At 71.1% G+C, this 20,950-nt stretch carries 18 protein-coding genes, 1 pseudogene and 1 riboswitch; of the genes and pseudogenes, 7 read left to right on the top strand and 12 right to left on the bottom strand.

Annotated features, from left to right (window positions below):
• Positions 1–6 precede the first annotated feature (6 nt).
• The 4 genes from OG906_RS12460 to OG906_RS12475 form a co-directional block, all read right to left on the bottom strand.
• Positions 7–1,497 (bottom strand): glycoside hydrolase family 3 protein, encoded by a 1,491-nt coding sequence (locus tag OG906_RS12460; RefSeq protein WP_329442506.1) that lies wholly within the window; start codon positions 1,495–1,497, stop codon positions 7–9.
• Between the two features lie 6 nt (positions 1,498–1,503).
• On the bottom strand, positions 1,504–2,376 hold the full coding sequence (locus OG906_RS12465; protein WP_385640365.1) for a carbohydrate ABC transporter permease: 873 nt from the start codon (positions 2,374–2,376) through the stop codon (positions 1,504–1,506).
• The gene (locus tag OG906_RS12470; protein WP_267797095.1) at positions 2,373–3,368 is read right to left on the bottom strand and encodes a carbohydrate ABC transporter permease; all 996 of its coding nucleotides are present in this window, start codon (positions 3,366–3,368) and stop codon (positions 2,373–2,375) included. The genes OG906_RS12465 and OG906_RS12470 overlap by 4 nt, the downstream gene beginning before the upstream one ends.
• A 76-nt stretch (positions 3,369–3,444) precedes the next feature.
• A complete protein-coding gene (locus tag OG906_RS12475; protein WP_266949780.1) occupies positions 3,445–4,734 on the bottom strand; it encodes an extracellular solute-binding protein in 1,290 nt (429 codons plus the stop codon).
• A 290-nt stretch (positions 4,735–5,024) separates the two neighbouring features.
• On the opposite strand from OG906_RS12475, the gene OG906_RS12480 reads away from it, so the two are divergent.
• From OG906_RS12480 to OG906_RS12510, 7 genes and pseudogenes are all read left to right on the top strand, one after another.
• Positions 5,025–5,789, top strand: coding sequence for a GntR family transcriptional regulator (locus OG906_RS12480; protein WP_053676497.1), 765 nt, complete (start codon positions 5,025–5,027; stop codon positions 5,787–5,789).
• A gap of 129 nt (positions 5,790–5,918) precedes the next feature.
• A complete protein-coding gene (locus OG906_RS12485) occupies positions 5,919–8,132 on the top strand; it encodes a carbon starvation CstA family protein (RefSeq protein WP_329448008.1) in 2,214 nt (737 codons plus the stop codon).
• The gene (locus OG906_RS12490) at positions 8,129–8,335 is read left to right on the top strand and encodes a YbdD/YjiX family protein (RefSeq protein ID WP_329442510.1); all 207 of its coding nucleotides are present in this window, start codon (positions 8,129–8,131) and stop codon (positions 8,333–8,335) included. The genes OG906_RS12485 and OG906_RS12490 overlap by 4 nt, the downstream gene beginning before the upstream one ends.
• A 186-nt stretch (positions 8,336–8,521) precedes the next feature.
• Positions 8,522–9,019, top strand: coding sequence for a GNAT family N-acetyltransferase (locus tag OG906_RS12495; protein WP_329442512.1), 498 nt, complete (start codon positions 8,522–8,524; stop codon positions 9,017–9,019).
• 51 nt (positions 9,020–9,070) lie between these two features.
• Positions 9,071–9,194: riboswitch (cobalamin riboswitch) on the top strand.
• Between the two features lie 167 nt (positions 9,195–9,361).
• Positions 9,362–11,770, top strand: a complete 2,409-nt coding sequence (locus tag OG906_RS12500) for a ribonucleoside-diphosphate reductase subunit alpha (RefSeq protein WP_329442514.1) — start codon at positions 9,362–9,364, stop codon at positions 11,768–11,770.
• Positions 11,770–12,786 (top strand): ribonucleotide-diphosphate reductase subunit beta, encoded by a 1,017-nt coding sequence (locus tag OG906_RS12505; RefSeq protein WP_267797090.1) that lies wholly within the window; start codon positions 11,770–11,772, stop codon positions 12,784–12,786. The genes OG906_RS12500 and OG906_RS12505 overlap by 1 nt, the downstream gene beginning before the upstream one ends.
• Before the next feature lie 234 nt (positions 12,787–13,020).
• A pseudogene (locus OG906_RS12510) lies at positions 13,021–13,170 on the top strand (helix-turn-helix domain-containing protein); the annotation flags it as partial.
• A gap of 3 nt (positions 13,171–13,173) precedes the next feature.
• On the opposite strand, the gene def reads toward OG906_RS12510, so the two are convergent.
• The 8 genes from def to OG906_RS12550 form a co-directional block, all read right to left on the bottom strand.
• Entirely contained in the window at positions 13,174–13,809 is a 636-nt protein-coding gene (gene def / locus OG906_RS12515; RefSeq protein ID WP_329442517.1) for a peptide deformylase, read from the bottom strand.
• Between the two features lie 67 nt (positions 13,810–13,876).
• Entirely contained in the window at positions 13,877–14,872 is a 996-nt protein-coding gene (locus OG906_RS12520; RefSeq protein ID WP_267797086.1) for a tetratricopeptide repeat protein, read from the bottom strand.
• Between the two features lie 105 nt (positions 14,873–14,977).
• Positions 14,978–16,255, bottom strand: a complete 1,278-nt coding sequence (locus tag OG906_RS12525) for an HD-GYP domain-containing protein (protein ID WP_329442519.1) — start codon at positions 16,253–16,255, stop codon at positions 14,978–14,980.
• Positions 16,252–17,928 (bottom strand): HD-GYP domain-containing protein, encoded by a 1,677-nt coding sequence (locus OG906_RS12530; protein ID WP_329442521.1) that lies wholly within the window; start codon positions 17,926–17,928, stop codon positions 16,252–16,254. Before OG906_RS12530 ends, OG906_RS12525 begins: the two co-directional genes overlap by 4 nt.
• Before the next feature lie 225 nt (positions 17,929–18,153).
• Entirely contained in the window at positions 18,154–18,456 is a 303-nt protein-coding gene (gene rsrA / locus OG906_RS12535) for a mycothiol system anti-sigma-R factor (RefSeq protein ID WP_053676413.1), read from the bottom strand.
• On the bottom strand, positions 18,453–19,097 hold the full coding sequence (locus tag OG906_RS12540; protein WP_008741505.1) for a sigma-70 family RNA polymerase sigma factor: 645 nt from the start codon (positions 19,095–19,097) through the stop codon (positions 18,453–18,455). Before OG906_RS12540 ends, rsrA begins: the two co-directional genes overlap by 4 nt.
• A 357-nt stretch (positions 19,098–19,454) precedes the next feature.
• Complete coding sequence (locus OG906_RS12545) at positions 19,455–20,111, bottom strand: alpha/beta hydrolase family protein (protein WP_267797083.1); 657 nt, start codon at positions 20,109–20,111, stop codon at positions 19,455–19,457.
• 19 nt (positions 20,112–20,130) lie between these two features.
• The gene (locus tag OG906_RS12550) at positions 20,131–20,946 is read right to left on the bottom strand and encodes an SOS response-associated peptidase (RefSeq protein ID WP_329442526.1); all 816 of its coding nucleotides are present in this window, start codon (positions 20,944–20,946) and stop codon (positions 20,131–20,133) included.
• Between the last annotated feature and the right edge of the window lie 4 nt (positions 20,947–20,950).

A 20,950-nucleotide genomic window follows, 5' to 3' on the forward strand; every position in this document is an offset into this window, starting at 1 on the left:
ACGGCACTAGACGCCCGCGATGACCTCCGCGGCCGCCCGCCCGCACACCCGTGAGGCGCCGTGCGTCGCGATGTACAGCGCCCCGCGCGGCTCGGCGCGCGGCAGGCCCATCTCGACCACCACCGTGTCGGGGCGGGCCGCGACCAGCGCGTCCAGGACCTCGATCATCCACGGGTGCCGGTGCGCGTCCCGGACGACCGCGACGACGGTGCGGTCCCCCGCCGCCGCCAGGACGTCCCCGGCGCCGGTCCCCTGCGGGTACACGCCCGACCGGGTGCCGGGGAGCAGCGCGGCCAGTTCCGCCGCCACGCCCCACGGGGTCTCGTCGCCCACCGCGATGTTCGCGACGGGTGCGAGCGTGGCGACGTACGGGGCGCTGACGGAAGTCGGCGAACCGCTGACGACCACCGCCCTGCGGGCCGCCGTCAGGCCGATGTCGGGCGCGCTCCCCTCCGGCGCGCCCGACGTGGTGACGGCGGCCCGGGATCGCCGGGTCCACTCGGCGAGGGCGCGGACCCGGGCGGCGGCGTCGGCCAGCCGCTCCTCGGGGAGCGTGCCCTCGCGGACGGCGGCGACCAACGCGTCGCGCAGGGCGAGCACGGTCGCCTCGTCGGCGAGTCCGCCGCCGACGCAGATCGCGTCGGCACCGGCGGCGATCGCCAGGACCGAGCCGCGCTCGATGCCGTAGGTGCCGGCGATGGCGTGCATCTCCATGCCGTCGGTGACGATCAGGCCCTCGTAGCCGAGTTCCTTGCGCAGCAGCCCGGTCAGGATGCGCGGGCTGAGCGTGGCCGGGCGGGTCGGGTCGAGGGCGGGCACCAGGATGTGCGCGCTCATGACGGCCTTCGTGCCGGCCTCGATGGCGGCCCTGAACGGCACGAGTTCACGCGCCGCCAGGGTGTCGAGGTCCACGTCGATGCGGGGCAGCGCGTGGTGCGAGTCGACGTTGGTGTCGCCGTGGCCCGGGAAGTGCTTGGTGCAGGCGGCGACGCCGGCGGCCTGGAGGCCCTCGACGTACGCGGCGGTGTGGCGGGCGGCGAGGTCGGTGTCGGCGCCGAAGGACCGTACGCCGATGACCGGGTTGTCCGGATTGGAGTTGACGTCGGCGGAGGGTGCCCAGTTCAGGTTGACCCCGCACTCGGCGAGCCGGCGACCCAGCTCCCGGGCGACGTCCCGGGTCAGCCCGGTGTCGTCGACGGCGCCGAGGGCCAGGTTGCCGGGGAAGGACGAGCCGCCCCGGACCTCCAGGCGGGTGACGTCGCCGCCCTCCTCGTCGATGGCGACGAGCACGTCGTCGCGCTCGGCGCGCAGTTGTGCGGTCAGCGCGCAGAGCTGGTCGGGCGAGGTGATGTTGCGGCCGAAGAGGCCGACGGCGGTGAGGCCTTCGCCGACCCGGCGCAGCAGCCAGGCGGGGGCGGTGGTGCCCTCGAAGCCGGGCTGGAGCACCGCGAGGGCGTCCCGGGTGAGGGTGTCGGTGTGGTGCGCAAGGACAGTCATGGGCCGTTATCCCTTCACGGCGCCGGCGGTGAGGCCCGCGGCCATCTTGCGCTGGACGATGAGGAAGAGCACGACGATCGGGATCGCCATCATGGTGGAGCCGGCCATCATGGGCGCGAACTCGGTGCCGTTCTTGGTGGTGAAGTTGCCGAGCCAGACGGTGGCGGTCTGGTTCTGCTGGCTCATCAGCATCAGTGCGTAGAGGTACTCGTTCCACGCCTGGATGAACCCGTAGACCGAGGTGGCGACCATGCCGGGGGCGAGCAGCGGGAAGACCACGCGCAGGAAGGCTCCGGTCGGCGTGCAGCCGTCGACCTGGGCGGCCTCCTCCAGTTCCTTCGGGATGTTGACGATGAAGCCGCGCAGCGTCCACACGGTGAAGGGGAGGATGAACGTCAGGTACGTGATGATCAGGCCGGTGAGCTTGTCGTACTGACCGAGGTCGTTGAGGAGCAGGAAGACCGGGATGATCATCGCGACGAGCGGGATCATCTGGACGGCGAGGATGCCGACGATCACGACCTTGCGGCCGCGGAACGCGAAGCGGGAGATGGCCAGCGCGGCCAGCATGCCGACGACGATGCCGATGGACACGACGACGAGCGAGACGATCATGCTTCGGCCGACGGGGCCCCAGAAGTCCGAGATCTCCAGCGCACGCCGGAAGTTGGCCAGGGTGAAGGTGCGCGGGAAGAAGTGGGGGTTGGGGTCGATGGCGTCCTTGGCCGGCTTGAAGGCCGTGTTCAGCATCCAGTAGACCGGGAAGCCGACGGTGGCGAAGACCACGAGGCCGATGAGGTTCCAGCCGAGCTTCGACTTCGCCTTCGGCTTGTTCTGCTTGCGGCGGGCGACGGGCGGGGTCGCGGTGGTCGAGGTCACTCCACCTCTCCGATCTTGAGCATCTGGCGCATGTAGACGGCGACCACTCCGAGCAGCAGCAGGACGGTCACGAGGGCGATCGCGGAGCCGCCCGAGTAGTCGTTGACCACGAAGGCCTGCTGGTAGGAGTAGGTGGTCAGCAGCTGGAACTCGGCCTCGGGGTTGCCGTTGCGCATCACGAAGACCTGCGGGAAGACGCCCATGTCCCAGATGACCGAGAGGGTCGTCAGCATCACGATGATCGGTTTCAGGATCGGCAGGGTGACGTGGCGGAACACGCCCCACGCGCCGGCGCCGTCGAGGCGCGCGGCCTCCTCCAGCTCCTTGGGCACCTGGGTGAGGCCCGCGCTGAGGGTGATGACGACGAAGGGCACCGCCCCCCAGACCACCAGGAGCATGATGACCGCGAGGCCCTGGGGGCCGCTGGCGAACCAGTTGTGCCCGATCATGTCGACGCCGGGCAGCTTGCTCATCAGGTAGTTGAGGACGCCGTAGTCGGCGTCGAAGAGCCACTTGAAGACGGCGGTGGCGACGATGATCGGCATGCCCCAGCTCGCCACGAGGGCGATGCTGATGAGCGCCTTGACGAAGCCGGACACCTTCTGGAGCAGCAGGGCGATCAGCATGCCGATGACCATCGTCAGGACGACGGCGCCGGCCGCGAAGACGGCGGTGCGCAGGACGACGGTCCAGAAGACCCCGTCGCCGAGGATCTTCGTGAAGTTGTCGAGCCCGACGAACTCGGCGTCCTTGAAGCCCCAGAGTTCGGACTTGCCGAAGCTCTGGAAGGAGAGGGACACGAGTCTGAAGAGCGGGTACCCCATGACGAGGACGATGACCAGGAGGCACGGGGCGAGCAGCAGCCACGGGGTCGCGCCGGAACCCTTGCGGGTCGGCTTCCCCGGCTTGCCCGTACTTCCCGTCCCGATTCCAACGGAGGTGTTCTGCTTCGCCGGCGGCAGGTCGGCGGTGGTTGTCTGTGCGGCACTCATCGCGCGCTCCTCGGGGGTCCCTCTCTTGACGGGCAGCAGGGCCCCGCCGATGTGGCGGGGCCCTGCCGGCTACAGGTCACTTGGTGTTGATGACCTTGTCGATCTCGGCGTCGGCGGCCTTGGCCGCGTCCTCGACCGACTTCTTGCCGGTGCCGATCTCCTGGAGCAGGGTCTGCAGGAGCTTGGCCTTCTCGACCTGGCCCCAGCCCGGGGCGGTCGGCACGAACCAGGAGGACTCGGCGGCGGTGGCCGCGACCTGCGTCGCCGGGGCGGACTTCAGCGGGCCGAGGTCCGTCTTGTTGTTGGGCAGGTTGCCCTTGGCGATCAGGCCCTTCTGGCCCTGGGCGCCGGTGAAGGCGTTGATCCACTCGGAGGCGATGTCCTTGGCCTTGGACTTGGCCGGGACCGCGAGGTCGGAGCCGCCGAGGAAGACCGGGAGGTTCTTGCCGTTCGGGCCGGGCTGGACGAAGTTCTCCAGCTTGTCCTTCAGGCCGCCGACCTTGTCGTTCTTCGGGTCGGCCGCGGTGGCGCCCTCCCAGGCGGCCGCGAAGATGGCGGCGGAGTTGCCCTGGGCGAAGACGACCGGGCGGTCGGACTCGTCCTTGGTCTTGTCCGCGTGCATGTACTTGTCGAGGAGCTCCTTGTACTGCTTGAGCCCCTTCAGCGACTCGGGGGAGGACAGGGTGCCCTTCCACTTGTCGCCGTCCTTCTTGGCGATGGCGCCGCCGGCGTCGTAGACGTAGGACATCGCGGCGTACCAGTCGGGCGACGGCTGGTACAGGGCGCTGAACTTGTCGCCCTTGGCGGCCTGGATCTTGTCCAGCGCGCCGGTGTACTCGGCCCAGGTCTTGGGGGCGGCGGTGACGCCGGCCTCGGCGGCCAGGTCCTTGCGCCAGGTGCCGACACGACCACCGGCGTAGTACGGGACGCCGTACGTCTTGCCGTCGTAGGTCACGGACTCCTTGAGGGCGTCCAGCCAGGCGGAGGAGTTGTCGAATTTCGACGGGTCCACCTCGGAGAAGGCTCCGGTCGACATGTAGCCGATCATCTCGGAGTTGCCCATCTCGACGACGTCCGGCGCCTTGTCCGTGGCGAGCACGGCGTCCAGCTTGGCGTTCTTGTCCGGCCAGCCGTAGTACTCGTGCTTGACGGTGAGACCGGGGTGCTTCGCGACGACCGCGTCGTCGGCCGCCTTCACCAGCTCCGGCCAGTTGTTCTGGGCGTCGACCGTCAGCCAGACGGTCAACTCCTTGGCGCCGGACGCCTTGTCGGCAGTGTTGCCGCCCTTGTCGTCCGAGCCACCGCACGCCGCCAGGCCGATAACCATGCCCGCGACTCCAACCGCCGCGATGAGCTTGCGCTTCACGCCACCCTCCTCAGGGATGCCTTCATGCACTTCCCTTGCCCGCCGCGGCGACATACGCGAAGTACTGCACGTGGGGCCGGGATCCGATCCATATTGGTTTAGACCAGTAACCGGAGCTTGGCCTAGACCTTTAGGGGTGTCAAGGGTCTAATGAGCGGGTGATCGGTCCGTTATCGGACCGACACCTGGGGGAGGGAGAAGGCCTGTCCTCCCGCTCGTGTCACGATGTGACCGCACATATGGAGGAGCCGGTGACGGCAGCGAAACTGGAGTCGGGAAGGCGGGCGGCGATGGCCACCGAAGGGGCGACCACGGAGCCGGAAGGCGGGGCGGCCACTCGCACGGCGCGGGTGCCCAAGTACTACCGACTCAAGCGGCACTTGCTCGACATGACCGAGACGCTCCCCCCGGGCACACCGGTACCGCCGGAGCGCACGCTGGCGGCCGAGTTCGACACCTCGCGGACCACGGTCCGCCAGGCCCTGCAAGAGCTCGTCGTCGAGGGCCGGCTGGAACGCATCCAGGGCAAGGGCACCTTCGTGGCCAAGCCCAAGGTCTCCCAACCGCTCCAACTCTCCTCGTACACCGAGGACATGAGGGCCCAGGGGCTGGAGCCCACCTCCCAGCTGCTCGACATCGGCTACGTGACGGCCGACGACACGCTCGCCGGACTGCTCAAGATCACCACCGGTGGACGGGTGCTGCGCATCGAGCGACTGCGCCTGGCGAGCGGCGAGCCGATGGCCATCGAGACCACCCACCTGTCGGCCAAGCGCTTCCCCGCGCTGCGCCGTTCGCTGGCCAAGTACACCTCTCTCTACACCGCCCTCGCGGAGGTGTACGACGTACGGCTCGCGGAGGCCGAGGAGACCATCGAGACCTCGCTGGCCACCCCGCGCGAGGCCGGACTGCTCGGCACCGACGTCGGCCTGCCGATGCTGATGCTCTCCCGGCACTCGCTGGACGCCGATGGCGAACCGGTCGAATGGGTACGTTCGGTGTATCGCGGCGACCGTTATAAATTCGTCGCCCGCCTTCAGCGACCTGCTCTCTGATCAACGGTTGACTCCTGATCGACCCCCGGTGGACGCTCGTACCGCTATACGGACGGGGGCTTACGTTCATCGGTCGGGCCCCCGTAGATTCCCTGCGCTCAAGCAGTGATCAACGAGGGGACGACGATCATGGCGGAACCGGAAGCAACAGGTACACAACGGGACACGGCGGGAGCCTCGTCAGGGGGGCTCTCGCCGAAGTCGATCGCCGTCTGGGTGCTCGTCGGTCTCATCGGCGCGATCGGCTGGGGCGTACTGGCCCTCTCCCGGGGCGAGGAGATCTCGGCCGCGTGGCTGCTCGCCGCCGCCCTCGGCTCGTACGCCATCGGCTACCGCTTCTACGCGCGCTTCATCGCGAACCGCGTACTGAAGGTGGACAAGACCCGGGCGACCCCGGCCGAACGCCTTGACAACGGTGTCGACTTCCACCCCACCGACCGCCGCGTGCTCTTCGGTCACCACTTCGCCGCCGTCGCCGGCGCGGGCCCGCTGGTCGGCCCGGTGCTCGCCTCGCAGATGGGCTACCTGCCCGGCACGATCTGGATCGTGGCGGGCGTGATCTTCGCCGGCGCGGTCCAGGACATGGTCACGCTCTTCTTCTCGACCCGGCGCAACGGCCGTTCGCTCGGGCAGATGGCCCGTGACGAGATCGGCCCGGTGGGCGGAGCCGCCGCACTGGTCGCCGTGTTCGCCATCATGATCATCCTGCTCGCCGTGCTGGCACTGGTCATCGTCAACGCCCTGGCGGACTCCCCCTGGGGTGTCTTCTCCATCGGCATGACCATCCCCATCGCCCTGTTCATGGGCTTCTACCTGCGCGTGCTGCGCCCCGGGCGCGTCACCGAGGTCTCCCTGATCGGCGTCGCCCTGCTGCTGCTCGCCATCGTCTCGGGCGGCTGGGTGGCCGACTCCTCGCTCGCCGAGTTCTTCACCCTCGACAAGCAGACCCTCGTCCTCTGGATGGTCGCGTACGGCTTCGTGGCGTCGGTGCTGCCGGTGTGGATGCTGCTCGCGCCCCGCGACTACCTCTCCACCTTCATGAAGGTCGGCACCATCGCGCTGCTCGCGGTGGGCGTGGTCATCGCCATGCCGATGCTGAAGATGCCCGCGGTGACCGAGTTCGCCTCGCGCGGCGACGGACCGGTCTTCGCCGGTTCGATGTTCCCCTTCGTGTTCATCACCATCGCCTGCGGCGCGCTGTCGGGCTTCCACTCCCTGGTCTCCTCGGGCACCACCCCGAAGATGATCCAGAAGGAGACCCAGGTCCAGGTCATCGGCTACGGCGCGATGCTCACCGAGTCCTTCGTCGCCGTCATGGCGGTGATCGCGGCCTGCATCATCGAGCCCGGGCTGTTCTTCGCGGTCAACTCCCCCGCCGGCGTGGTCGGCACCACCGTCGAGACCGCCTCGCAGGCGGTGACGAACTTCGGTTTCGCCATCTCCCCGGAGGCCCTCGCCCAGGCGGCGAAGGACGTGGAGGAGACCAGCCTGCTGTCACGGACGGGCGGCGCGCCGACCTTCGCACTCGGAATGTCGGAGATCTTCTCGTCGGTCATCGGCGGGGCCGGCATGAAGGCCTTCTGGTACCACTTCGCCATCATGTTCGAGGCGCTGTTCATCCTGACCACCGTCGACGCGGGCACCCGGGTCGGCCGGTTCATGCTCCAGGACACCCTCGGCAACGTGCACAAGTCCTTCAAGGACGTCAGCTGGAAGCCGGGCGTGTGGATCGCGAGCGCGGTCGTCGTCGGCGGCTGGGGCTACTTCCTGTGGGTCGGCGTCAGTGACCCGCTGGGCGGCATCAACCAGCTCTTCCCGCTGTTCGGCATCGCGAACCAGCTCCTCGCGGCGGTAGCCCTGGCCGTCTGCACCACGCTGCTGATCAAGTCGGGCCGGCTGAAGTGGGCCTGGGTGACGGGCGTCCCGCTGGCCTGGGACGTGGCGGTCACCCTCACCGCCAGCTACCAGAAGATCTTCTCCGACAACCCGAAGATCGGGTTCTTCGCGCAGCGGGACCTTTACCAGGACGGCATCGAGGCCGGGAAGGTGCTCAAGCCCGCCAAGAACATGGGCGAGATGCACACCGTGGTCACCAACGCCACGGTGGACGGCGTCCTGTCGGTGCTGTTCGCGGTCCTGATCATCATCGTGCTGCTGGACGCGGCCCGGACCTGCGTCACGGCCGTCCGCAAGCCGGAGACGGTCACCCTCACCGAGACCCCGTGGACCGAGTCGAAGATCGTCGCCCCGGCCGGGCTGATCGCCACCCCCGAGGAACGGGCGGAACTCGCCGCGGCGGGCCTCGACTCCGGCGGCGGCAAGACCCGGGAACCGGTCGCGTGAGCGGCCTCGCGGCCGTGCGCGGGGCGTGGGAGAAGACCCGCTTCTACGTCCGGGAGTTCTCCGGCGAGGCCGCGTACGACCGGTACGTCGCGCACGCCCGCGCGCACGACGCGGACGCCGAGGTCATGACGCGGCGCGCCTTCGAGCGGGCCCGCACGGACGCCCGCGAGGCCGACCCGCGCGAGGGCTTCCGCTGCTGCTGACCCCGTCCCGGGGCCTTCGAAGGGCCGCCGCGTTCCCCCCGGGGAACCCGGCGGCCCTTTCGCGTGCCCGTCCGCACCCGGGTGTACGCGCTCGGCGTGCCCGCCCGTGCGAGGGCGTACGCGCTCGGCGTTCCCGTCCGTGGACACGCGCGACCCCTCGCACGGCCGTCCGACACACTCGACGGCATGGACATCGTGATCAGGGCGGCCGCGGCCGCCGAATACGAAGAGCTCGGCGAGATCACCGCGCGGGCCTACCTGGACGACGGGTTGCTGGACTTCAACGAGGACGACTCCTACCTGAACGTGCTGCGCGACGTGGCCGGCCGGGCCGCCTCCGGGGAGGTGCTCGTCGCGGACCACGACGGCACGGTCCTCGGCGGGGTGACGTTCGCCTCGCACACGAGCCCGCTGGCCGACATCGCCGGCCCGGGCGAGGCGGAGTTCCGGATGCTGGCCGTCGCCCGCGCGGCGCGCGGGCGCGGTGCGGGCGAGGCCCTGGTGCGGGCGTGCATGGCCCGGGCGAGGGCCCTGGAGGGCGTGACGCACCTGGTGTTGTCCACCCAGAGGTCGATGGCGGGGGCGCACAGGATCTACGAGCGCCTCGGCTTCACCCGAACACCAGAACGAGACTGGGCCCCGATCCCGGGCCTCACCCTCCTGACCTACCGTCTGGAGCTGTAACCACGCCGACACAACATGTGGGGGGTCACGCATGCACCCGCCCCCACATGTATGCTCGTGCTCGCTGTCGTCGCAGGGGAATCCGGTGCGAATCCGGAACTGTCCCGCAACGGTGTGAAGTGCACCCATTCGTGCAACTACAAGTCCGAGGACCTGTCGACAGCGCGCCCGGCTCGACCGAACCGGGTGCAGACACGTCCGGGCCCCGCGGTTGGGCCGGTGGACGCCATGCGGTGCACGTACCGCCCGCCCTGTCCGGGCCGGAGCGTGCGAGGTCCGCATGCGCCCGCTCGCGCCCGCGCCGTCGGTGTTCCCGGAGCCGAGCAAGGGAGAGCTCCCCCCGTGACCATCGCGCCCTCCGCACCGCGCGCAGAGTCCGTTCCGTCCGAGTCCGCGATCGAGACCGCGATCACGTCCGGGGGACCCGGGGCCGCGCTGCTGCGCACCCTGACCGAGCTGACGGCCGACCTCCCCGACACCGACCCCGGCCGGGTCGCCGCCGCCGCGCTCCGCGGTCGCAGCTCCGCCTCCGACGAGGCCGAACTGCGCGGGCTGGCCACCGAGGCCGCCGCCGGTCTGATCTCCGAGGACCCGGCGTACTCCCGGCTGGCCGCGCGCCTGCTGACGCTGGCCGTCCGTGACGAGGCCGCGGGCCAGGGGTCCACCTCCTTCTCCGCCTCCGTCGAGGTCGGCCACCGCGAGGGCCTGATCGCCGACCGGACGGCCGAGTTCGTGGCGACCCACGCGAGCCGGCTGAACGCGCTGGTCGAGCACGCTCTCGCCGAGGGCGCGGACGACCGCTTCGGTTTCTTCGGCCTGCGCACCCTGCACAGCCGCTACCTGCTGCGCCACCCGATCACCCGCCAGGTCATCGAGACCCCGCAGTACTTCATGCTGCGCGTGGCCTGCGGTCTCGCGGAGAACGAGACGGTCCAGGCCGTCGAGGAAGTGGCCTCGCTCTACCGGCTGATGAGCCGCCTCGACTACCTGCCGTCCTCCCCCACCCTCTTCAACTCCGGCACCCGGCACCCGCAGATGTCCTCCTGCTACCTGCTGGACTCCCCGCTGGACGAGCTCGACTCGATCTACGACCGCTACCACCAGGTCGCGCGCCTGTCGAAGCACGCCGGCGGCATCGGCCTGTCGTACTCCCGCATCCGCGCCCGCGGTTCGCTGATCCGCGGCACCAACGGCCACTCCAACGGCATCGTGCCGTTCCTGAAGACCCTCGACGCCTCCGTCGCGGCCGTGAACCAGGGCGGCCGGCGCAAGGGCGCCGCCGCGGTCTACCTGGAGACCTGGCACGCGGACATCGAGGAGTTCCTGGAGCTGCGCGACAACACCGGCGAGGACCAGCGCCGTACGCACAACCTGAACCTGGCCCACTGGGTGCCGGACGAGTTCATGCGCCGCGTCAACGCCGACTCCGACTGGTCGCTGTTCTCCCCGGCCGACGTCCCCGAGCTGGTGGACCTGTGGGGCGACGAGTTCGACGCCGCCTACCGCAAGGCCGAGGCGGACGGCCTGGCCCGCAAGACGATGCCCGCCCGGGAGCTGTACGGCCGGATGATGCGCACCCTCGCGCAGACCGGCCAGGGCTGGATGACGTTCAAGGACGCCTCCAACCGCACGGCGAACCAGACCGCGGAGCCGGGCACGGTCGTCCACTCCTCGAACCTCTGCACCGAGATCATCGAGGTCACCAACGACGGCGAGACGGCCGTCTGCAACCTCGGTTCGGTCAACCTCGGCGCGTTCGTCGTCGACGGCGACATCGACTGGGAGCGGCTGGACTCGACCGTCCACACCGCCGTGACCTTCCTCGACCGCGTGGTGGACATCAACTTCTACCCGACCGAGCAGGCCGGCCGTTCCAACGCCCGCTGGCGTCCGGTGGGTCTGGGCGCGATGGGCCTCCAGGACGTCTTCTTCCAGCTGCGGCTGCCCTTCGACTCCCCCGAGGCGCGGGCGCTGTCCACGAAGCTCTCCGAGCGGATCATGCTGGCCGCGTACGAGGCCTCCTGCGACCTCGCCGAGCGCAACGGCCCGCTCCCGGCCTGGGAGCAGACCCGCACCGCCCGCGGCGTCCTGCACCCGGACCACTACGACACCGAGCTGAACTGGCCGGAGCGCTGGGAGGCGCTGCGCGCCCGGGTCGCGACCTCCGGCATGCGCAACTCGCTGCTCCTCGCGATCGCCCCGACCGCGACGATCGCCTCGATCGCGGGCGTGTACGAGTGCATCGAGCCCCAGGTCTCCAACCTCTTCAAGCGCGAGACGCTCAGCGGTGAGTTCCTCCAGGTGAACGCCTACCTGGTGGCCGAGCTGAAGCGGCTCGGCGTGTGGGACGTCCAGTCCCGCGAGGCGCTGCGCGAGGCCAGCGGCTCGGTGCAGGGCTTCGGTTGGATCCCGGCCGAGGTGCGCGAGCTGTACCGCACGGCGTGGGAGATCCCGCAGCGCGGCCTGATCGACATGGCGGCGGCCCGTACGCCGTTCCTCGACCAGTCGCAGTCGCTGAACCTGTTCCTGGAGACGCCGACCATCGGGAAGCTGTCCTCGATGTACTCGTACGCCTGGAAGCAGGGCCTGAAGACCACGTACTACCTGCGCTCGCGCCCGGCGACGAAGATCGCCCGCGCCGCGTCCGGCTCCGCCGTCCCGGCGGCGGCCGCCCCGCTTCCGCAGGCCGTCGACGCCGACGCGCTGGCCTGCTCCCTTGAGAACCCCGAGTCCTGCGAGGCCTGCCAGTAATGAGCTCCAACGAGAACAAGAACCTCCTGGACCCGGGCTTCGAGCTCACGCTCCGCCCGATGCGCTACCCGGACTTCTACGAGCGCTACCGCGACGCGATCAAGAACACGTGGACGGTCGAGGAGGTCGACCTCCACTCGGACGTCGCGGACCTCGCGAAGCTGACCCCGTCGGAGCAGCACATGATCGGCCGCCTGGTCGCGTTCTTCGCGACGGGTGACTCGATCGTCTCGAACAACCTCGTGCTGACCCTGTACAAGCACATCAACTCCCCGGAGGCGCGCCTGTACCTGTCGCGCCAGCTGTTCGAGGAGGCCGTGCACGTCCAGTTCTACCTGACGCTGCTCGACACGTACCTGCCCAACCCGGACGACCGGGCGGCCGCGTTCGACGCGGTCGAGGAGATCCCCTCGATCCGCGAGAAGGCGCAGTTCTGCTTCAAGTGGATGGACTCGGTCGAGAAGATCGACCGGCTGGAGACGGCCGCCGACCGGCGCCGCTTCCTGCTGAACCTGATCTGCTTCGCGGCCTGCATCGAGGGCCTGTTCTTCTACGGCGCCTTCGCGTACGTGTACTGGTTCCGCTCGCGCGGCCTGCTGCACGGTCTGGCCACCGGCACCAACTGGGTGTTCCGTGACGAGACCATGCACATGAACTTCGCGTTCGAGGTCGTCGACACGGTCCGCAAGGAGGAGCCGGAGCTCTTCGACGACGCCCTCCGGCAGCAGGTCACCGACATGCTGAAGGAGGCCGTCGAGGCGGAGCTGCAGTTCGGCCGCGACCTGTGCGGTGACGGCCTGCCGGGCATGAACACGGAGTCGATGCGCGAGTACCTGGAGTGCGTCGCGGACCAGCGTCTGGTGCGCCTGGGCTTCCCGCCGGTGTACGGCTCGCAGAACCCGTTCTCGTTCATGGAGCTCCAGGGCGTCCAGGAGCTGACGAACTTCTTCGAGCGCCGCCCGTCGGCCTATCAGGTCGCGGTCGAGGGCACCGTCGACCTGGACGAGGACTTCTGAGCCCTCTTCCCCACACGGCCGTACGGCTTGGCAGCGCCCCCGCCCACGGGGTGGACCTCCCGGATTCCCGGGGGTCCCGGGCGGGGGCGCTGCCGTGCTTCCCAGGCGGCCTCCTCCCGCTCGCGGGCGGCGCGCAGTTGCCGTCGACACGGCGTTCGAGGAGGAGTCCGTGGAGGGCCGGGCCCGCGAGGAGGTCTGCGACGGCGAGGACGACGAGGTGGTTCAGCCGTGTGTTCCACTCCGTACCAGTGGGTGCTGCGCCAACGCGTGCTGCCGGCGCAGGAGTTGCTGGAGTCCTCCGACGAGACCATCGACGCCATCGCGGGCCGCTGCGGCTTCGGCAACGCGGCCGCGCTGCGCCACCACTTCCTGCGGGCCCGGGGCGGCTCAGGCGTTCGGGACGACCTCGTAGCGCGGGGTGCCCTCGTCCATCTGTCGCAGGGCGTCCTTGCGGTCGCGCTTCGAGAGGCGGTCGATGTACAGGTACCCGTACAGGTGGTCCGTCTCGTGCTGGAGGCAGCGCGCGAAGTAGCCGGTGCCCCGGACCTTGATCGGGTTGCCCTGCGCGTCCTGGCCGGTGACCTCGGCGTAGTCCGGGCGGGCCAGCGAGGCGTAGGCGGTCGGGACCGACAGGCAGCCCTCGTTGGAGTCGTCCAGCACGCGGGCGCCGACCGGCAGCTCGACCAGCTTCGGGTTGACGACGACACCGGTGTGCCGCCTGCCGTCGTCGTCCGGGCAGTCGTAGACGAAGACCTTGGCGTCCACGCCGATCTGGTTCGCGGCCAGGCCCACGCCCTCGGCGGTCTTCTGGCTGGCGAACATGTCGTCGATCAGCCGGGCCAGTTCGTCGCCGAACTCGGTGACGTCCTTGCACTCCCGGTGCAGGACCGGATTGCCGACCACCGTGATGGGGCGGGAGGTGCCGCGCTCACGGTAGGCGAGCTCGCGCGCCTCACAGTCCTCCGTGTCCACGACGTAGCCCTCTTCGTCGACCGGGACAACCTGGTTCTCCTGCTGCGCCATGTCCGCCGTACGCCTTCCGTAAGTCCGCCGAGTCACCGATGTGACCCGTACAGCCTACGGCCCCCACTCAGCAGACTTCCTCCAGATCCCGCCACTCGCGACTGTCCGGGCTGTCGGCCACCCAGCCGTCGAGCAGCCCGCGCACCAGACCGGCCGGCGCCGCGATGCCGCACTCGCGCTCGGGGACCCACAGGGAGCCGGAACCGGCGGTGCGGTGGCCCAGCGGGCCGGGATGGCCGGGTTCGCTGTGATCGTGCGGGTCCGGGTGCTGCTCGTCGCCCTCGTCGCTCGGCATCGCGCTCTCGGAGCACGTCCGGCACAGCAGCCGCACCGACGAGGACCAGTCCTCGGCGGCGAAGCCCGCGTCGGAGGCCAGCTGCTCCAAGGCGTCGCGGTCGGCCTCGGTGGCCGCCTCCAGCAGCACCACCCAGGTCGGCACCGGCGAGGGCGCCCACAGCTCGATCTCGTCGAAGACGGGGTAGGAGGGGCCGGCGGCGGTGATCCGCTCGCCGTGCGGCACCCCGTCGTGCAGGACGACCTCGCCCCAGCGCCGCCCGGAGGACGGCAGCGGGATCGAGAGGACTTCGATCCGGGCCGGATCGAGCCTCCGCCCCCAGACGACCTCGGCCTCGCCCTCGGGTGAGAGCCGCACGGCGGCGCTGCCCAGTTCCATGCCGACGGGCTCGCCGGCGCCGCTCGTGCCGTGCGGGTCCCCGGGGACCTTCAGGCCGTACGCCTGCCAGGCCCGGCGGGCCAGCGGCCAGTCCTGGAGCGCGGTCGCGGCGATGCCGACGTTCCACCAGTCCGGGGCGCCCGTCTCGCGGTCCAACAGGGCCACCGCGCGCAGCCCCGCGGCCCGCGCCTGCTCCCAGTCGTGCCGGAACTTGTGCAGCAGGGCCAGGTTGAACCAGGACTCGGACAACCAGGGCTCCAGGTCGGCCGCTCTGGTCAGCAGCGCGCCCGCGTCCTCGTACCGCCCGTCGCCGATCAGCGTGAACGCGCGGTCGGTGGCCTGCCGCCACGAGGCGGAGGGCCGATGCCGTACCTTCCCGAAGATCCTCACGATTCCCGCCTGCCGGTCCAACGGTGCAGCCTTGCGGACACCCTCACGGACACTCTCACTCGCATCCAACCATGCCCACTCGGACGGCCGCTCATTACCCATGGGTTACCCAGGCGGGACGGGAACGACTCGGGTACGTCCGCCCCTGGCCAGAACCCTCGCCAGGGACTCCACGACCTCCGGCTGGTAGTCGTGCCCGGTGCCCAGCCGCAGACGCTCCAGGGCGGCCAGTGAGCCGCCCGGGTGACCGCTCGCGCCGCACAGGTCGTCGTAGGCGTTCACCGCGCGCACGATGCGGGCGGCGACCGGCTGCTCACGGTACGGATCGGCCTGCCGCTCCACGACCACCGCGACCTCCGTCGGCACCCCCGTCTGCCGCGCCACCTCCCCGCCCAGCCCGGCGATCCGGCGGGCCTCGGCGGCGGGCAGCCCGGCGGTCGCCCCGGCCGGGACCGGGTCGACGAGGGACAGCTGCCCGATGTCGTGCATCAGGGCGGCGTACTCCAGCACCGTCAGCTCCCGCTCGGACAGCCCCAGCTCCCGCCCGACGGCGCAGCTCAGCGCCGCCACCCGCAGGGAGTGGCCCGGGCGGGTGTACCCGGCGATCTCGGTGGCCCGGGCGAGGGAGGTGATGGTCTCGCGGTAGGTGGTGCGGATCGCGGTGATCCGGTGGAAGGACAGCTGGGTGAGCAGCAGCGGCACGCTGAAGACGGGCAGGGCCCACACCCCGGCCACGGCCACGGCCAGCGCCATGACCAGGCCGGTCGCGCAGATGGCCGAGCCGATCCCGGCGAGCGCGCGCAGCTCGTCGCGCAGCAGGGGCCCGTACGGCCGCCCGGTGCGGGACGCACCGAGCGCGGCGGCGAGGACGGCGTCGCACAGGGCCGTCAGGCCGAGCAGGAGCAGCAGGAAGAGCACGAGGTACGGGCCTTGGCCGACGCTGCCCTCCAGGCGGCCGGAGTGGTGGAGCGGCTGGAAACAGGCGGCGGCGAAGCCGACCGTGAGCACCTGGCGGGCCACGTGGTCGAGGGCGGGTCCGCGGCCCCGCGCCACGTGCGGCACGAGCCCGACGAGGGCGGCGGCGAGCACGACGGCGACGGTCTGGAGGGCCCCGTGGTGGGTGGGGTGCCCGGCGTTCTGGCCGAGCAGGGCGTACGCGAGGGCTCCGGCGGAGCCGAGGGGCGCGGGCCGGCGGTCCTCGGCGGTGAGGTTCCCGGCGGCGTCCCTGTGGTCGCGGCGGGCGAGTTCCCCGACGGCGACGAGGCCGCCGAAGGCGAGGGCGACGCCGGTGTCGGCGAGGCCGTGCCACAGGGTGTGGCCCAGGGCCACGAGGGTGAGCAGGGCGGCGGCGGCGCGTACCGCCGGGGCGGTCGGCCCCCTCACGGGCCGGTTCCGGGTCGGGGCCCGGGGCGGGGCCCGGGGCGGGGTCCGGAGCGGGGTCCGGTTCGGGGACCGGGGCCCGGGCCCGTTCCCGTCCCGGTCGCGGGGCGCCCCCGGGACGTCCGGCCGTCGGGGGCCCGTCCGGGTTCCGGGGCGTCGTCCCGGGACCGGCCCGGCGGGCCCGGTTCCGCGGGGGCCGCCGATGGGCCGCCCTGGGTCGGCAGCCCGGGCAGCGTGCCCTCGGCGGGGCCGCCCGGACCGCCCGGACCGCCCGGCCCAACAGGGCCTCCCGGAGTGCCCGGCCCGTCGCCGATGACCTGGAGGTCGTCGTCGGAGGTGACCATCGGATGCCAGCCCTGGCGCCCGATCGCGCCGACCAGGGCGCGCACCATCGCCGGGTCGAACTGTGTCCCCGCGCACCGCTCCAGCTCCGCGAGCGCGACCGGCACCGGCCGCGCCCTGCTGTACGAGCGCGTCGACGTCATGGCGTCGAAGGAGTCGGCCACGGCCACCACGCGCGCGGACACCGGGATCTGCTCGCCGCGCAGTCCGTACGGGTAGCCCGACCCGTCGACCCGCTCGTGGTGGTGGAGGATCGCCGCGCGGGCCTCCCCGAGGAAGCCGATGCCGCGCACCATCTCGTGCCCGTACTCGGGGTGCAGTTCGATGATCCTGCGTTCCTCGGGGGTCAACGGCCCGTCCTTGCGCAGGAGTCGGGTCGGCACGCCGAGTTTGCCCACGTCGTGCAGGATGCCGGCGATACGGACGACTTCCATCCGGTCGTCCGCCATCCCCAGCTCGCGGGCGATCATCGCCGAGGCCTGACCGACCCGTTCGCTGTGACCGCGCGTGTAGCGGTCCTTGATGTCCACGGCCTGTACCAGCGCGCGGATCGTGGCCTGGTGGGCGGTGCGCTCGCGGTGGTACTGGGCGAAGACCCAGCAGGAGATGTACATCGGCAGCAGGACCAGCAGGGCGGCGGGCAGTCCGTACGGGCTGCGCCACATGACGGCCATCATCAGCCCGGCCAGCCCGTGCACGCAGTGCGGGGCCAGGGAGCGGACCGACAGCCCGGCCCGGACGGTGGCCGGGGGCCGCCGCTCGGCGGCCACGAGGATCGCCCCGTCGAGGAGGGCGAGGACCAGGCAGAAGACGACGGCGGCGACCGCCGCGGGAAGCAGGAGGTAGGGGAAGTCGGCGACCCAGGCGATCGGATCGGCGCCCGCCGCGCCGTCGGCGGACGGTCCGGGGACCGCGCTCGCGACCGGTCCCCGCCCGTCGAGCGCGGCCGGTCCGCCGAGCAGCCCGTACGTGCGTCCCGCCGCCCAGGCGGCCGTCGCCTGCTGCGCCGCGTGCCAGACCCGGCGCACCCCCGCCGGTCGCCGGACCACCGGTCCGGCCAGGGCTCCGGGCACGGCCACGAGCGCGGCGGCGCAGGGCGGGAGCAGGAAGACGGCGGCCAGCACGACGGGGAAGAAGGTGCCGATGCCCTCGGGCACCCGGCCGGCGAGGCGCGGGCAGATCCGCACCCCCTCACAGCCGAGGTAGAGCGCGGCGAGCAGCGAGACGGTCGGCCACGGGGTGTCGGAGCGCAGGGCGGCCGGCAGGACGCACACCGAGGCGACGAGGACCGCGCACACGACGAGGACGCGCGCCGCCGGCGGAAGTACCCGCATGGCGCTCTCCTCCCCTGGGCCGTGCACGGCGGGCACCGGAGCGGACCGGTACCGGAAGGGGAGAATAGGTGGGGCCCCACACGAAGTGGGCCACATTTTCACATTGTGTCGTTCGGGTGCCCCCGGATTAGCACCTTCGAGTGAACGAAGTGAACGACCGGGGGCGGTTGTTCGGAAAGGCGCGGCCGGCGAATCCCGGCCGCCGGGAGAACGAAACGCTTTCGGCTAACCCGTCGCGGGGTCGGCCGTGACGTCGTGGTCGGGCACGGCCTGTCCCGAACGGATCAGCTCGATCCGTCCCATCACCTTCGAGCGCAGATCGGTCGGCACGTCGTCCGAACCGCAGCAGCGCTTGACCAGCTTCTTCACGGCCTGTTCGAGGCCGTACTTCTCAAGACAGGGATTGCACTCGCCGAAGTGTGTCTCGAACTTCGTGCAGTCGCTGTCGGGCATCTCGTGGTCCAGGAACTCGTAAAGGTGATCCAGGACCTCGGCGCACTCCGTCTCGTGCGGCTCTCCGCAGCTCATGAGCCCGAGCCTTTCAGGTCGTTCGACTCTCCAGCGCCGGCGGGGACCAGCCCGCGCTCACGGGCATAGTCCTCCAGCATTCCGCGGAGTTGACGGCGCCCACGGTGCAGTCGGGACATGACCGTGCCGATGGGTGTACCCATGATGTCCGCGATCTCCTTGTACGCAAAGCCCTCTACGTCGGCGAGATAGACCGCGATGCGGAACTCCTCCGGAATGGCCTGGAGCGCTTCCTTCACATCCGAATCGGGCAGGTGGTCGAGCGCCTGCGATTCGGCGGACCGAAGGCCCGTCGACATGTGCGACTCGGCGCGCGCCAGCTGCCAGTCCTCGATCTCCTCCGCCGCACTGCGCTGCGGTTCGCGCTGCTTCTTGCGGTAGGAGTTGATGAACGTGTTCGTCAGGATGCGGTAGAGCCATGCCTTGAGGTTGGTGCCCTCGCGGAACTGGTGGAACGACGCGTACGCCTTCGCGTACGTCTCCTGGACCAGGTCCTCGGCGTCGGCCGGGTTGCGCGTCATGCGCAGCGCGGCGGAGTACATCTGGTCGAGGTAGCCGAGGGCGTCCCGCTCGAAGCGCGCGTTGCGCTCCGGGGTCGTCTCCTCCGCGTGGCCTTCGTCGGTCCCGGCGACAGGACCCACCTCCTCCGACAGCGTGGCGGCTCCGAAAGCGGATCCGCTCGAATCGGAGAATAGTCGACCTTCCCGGCCCTCCGCCGCCCGAAGCGTCCCGCGCTTGGGGGCAGGCAGCACCGTCCAGTCCAGGTCAGCGGCCTGCGGACGGTTCTGGCTGATGACCTGGGTCATGCGCTCCCTCTCCTCCGACGAACTTCCCGTACGTACCGACATTCGGCACAACAGAAGGCCCGGGCCCGGCATTCCCGGGGCCTTTGGGGCGCCCCCGGATCCGTCAGGTCGACTCGGCGGGGCGCGTGAGCCGGATCACGCGGGAATGTGTCAGGTCGGGCCCGTGGAGCGCGCCGGCAGCCGTGCGAGGGCTCACAGCGGCAGTCGTCCGAGCCATCCCGCGACGGCCCCGGTGATCGCGTCGAGGGTCTCGTCCTGGGTCCGGTCGGCCCTCTTCGGCACGGCGAACCCGTGGTCGCCGTGCTCCACCGCGACGAGTTCGTACGGATCGTCCCCGACCGGCTCGGGAAACTCCTCGGGTCGGCCGAAAGGATCCCGGCCGCCTTGGACCACCAGAGTGGGCCGCCCGGCGCCCAGCAGCTCCTCGGCGCGGGACTTCTCGGGCCGGCCCGGCGGGTGCAGCGGGAACGCCAGCGCCAGCACCCCGGCCGCGCCCAGTTCGACGGCGGTCCGGCAGGCGACCCTGGCCCCGGCGCTGCGACCGCCGGCCACCACGGGCAGTCCGGGCCGCGTCAGCGCCGGCCACAGCCCGCGCCAGCCCTCGTCGAGCACCTTGGGCGCGGCGGCGACCTTCTTCCCGGCGACCCGCCAGGGCTGTTCGACCAGGGCCACGGTGATCCCGCGGGCCGGCAGGTCGGCGGCCAGCGCCCGCAGGTCCCGTGCCTCGATCCCGCCGCCGGCGCCGTGGCTCACGGCGAGCACGAGCCGGGTCTTCCCGGCCGTGGCGGGGTGCCAGGTGATGCGGGCCTCGCCCGCCGGGGTGGGGGCGCTCTCGGTACGCGTGGTCATGCGCCCCATCCTGCCCGGGTCAGAAGAGGGTCTCCTCCTCCGGCGCGGCCAGTTCCTCCAGCAGCTCGGGGCCGTTGTTGCGCACGTTGCTGACGGACGTGGACACCGGGTACGCCCGCATGAGCCCGCCGGGCGGCGGCGCGAGCAGCGCCTGGAGCTCGTCGGGGTCGGTGCGCGCCGGGTCCAGCCAGGGGTCCCACGTGTCCGGGGTCAGCATCAGCGGCATGCGGGGGTGGATCTCGGAGAGCGACCGGGGCCCGTCGGCGGGGGCCACGCCCAGCGGCCCCGTCTCGGCCTCGGTGGTGATGACCGAGCAGGTCACCCACCAGGCCGCCGGATGCTCGTCGGGCAGGGTCCGGTCGCGCCAGAACTCGTAGAGCCCGGCCATGGCGAAGACGGCGCCGTCGGAGGGCAGCACGAAGTAGGGCTGCTTGCGGGCCCGCTTCTTCTTCCCCTCGACCTCCAGCTGCCGCTCGTCGTGGGCGGTGACCCACTCGTAGTAGCCGTCGGCGGGGATGATGCAGCGGCGCTGGGCGAAGGGGCGGCGGAAGGACGGCTTCTCCGCGAGGGTCTCGGCGCGGGCGTTGATCATCCTGGCGGCGCCCTCGGGGTTCTTGGCCCAGGAGGGGACGAGCCCCCACTTCACCACCCGCAGCTGTCGAACCGGACGCGGGCTCGGCGCGTCCTTCAAGGGACGGTCGAGGACGATGTGGACCTCTTTCGTCGGCGCCACGTTCCAGTCGGGTGCCAGGGCCTCCTCGGGCTCCCACTTCTCGACGCCGAAGATCCCCGCCAGATCCTCCGGCGCCCGACTCGCTGCATACCTTCCGCACATGCCT

Origin of the sequence: Streptomyces sp. NBC_01426, assembly GCF_036231985.1 — a bacterium.
Taxonomy (GTDB): Bacteria; Actinomycetota; Actinomycetes; order Streptomycetales; family Streptomycetaceae; genus Streptomyces.

Excerpts from the sequence above, each read along its gene's own strand:
- OG906_RS12460 (WP_329442506.1), bottom strand. The coding sequence starts at position 1,497 with ATGACTGTCCTTGCGCACCACACCGACACCCTCACCCGGGACGCCCTC.
- OG906_RS12470 (WP_267797095.1), bottom strand. The coding sequence starts at position 3,368 with ATGAGTGCCGCACAGACAACCACCGCCGACCTGCCGCCGGCGAAGCAG.
- OG906_RS12480 (WP_053676497.1), top strand. The coding sequence starts at position 5,025 with ATGGCCACCGAAGGGGCGACCACGGAGCCGGAAGGCGGGGCGGCCACT.
- OG906_RS12485 (WP_329448008.1), top strand. The coding sequence starts at position 5,919 with ATGGCGGAACCGGAAGCAACAGGTACACAACGGGACACGGCGGGAGCC.
- OG906_RS12495 (WP_329442512.1), top strand. The coding sequence starts at position 8,522 with ATGGACATCGTGATCAGGGCGGCCGCGGCCGCCGAATACGAAGAGCTC.
- OG906_RS12505 (WP_267797090.1), top strand. The coding sequence starts at position 11,770 with ATGAGCTCCAACGAGAACAAGAACCTCCTGGACCCGGGCTTCGAGCTC.
- def (WP_329442517.1), bottom strand. The coding sequence starts at position 13,809 with ATGGCGCAGCAGGAGAACCAGGTTGTCCCGGTCGACGAAGAGGGCTAC.
- OG906_RS12530 (WP_329442521.1), bottom strand. The coding sequence starts at position 17,928 with ATGCGGGTACTTCCGCCGGCGGCGCGCGTCCTCGTCGTGTGCGCGGTC.
- rsrA (WP_053676413.1), bottom strand. The coding sequence starts at position 18,456 with ATGAGCTGCGGAGAGCCGCACGAGACGGAGTGCGCCGAGGTCCTGGAT.
- OG906_RS12545 (WP_267797083.1), bottom strand. The coding sequence starts at position 20,111 with ATGACCACGCGTACCGAGAGCGCCCCCACCCCGGCGGGCGAGGCCCGC.
- OG906_RS12550 (WP_329442526.1), bottom strand. The coding sequence starts at position 20,946 with ATGTGCGGAAGGTATGCAGCGAGTCGGGCGCCGGAGGATCTGGCGGGG.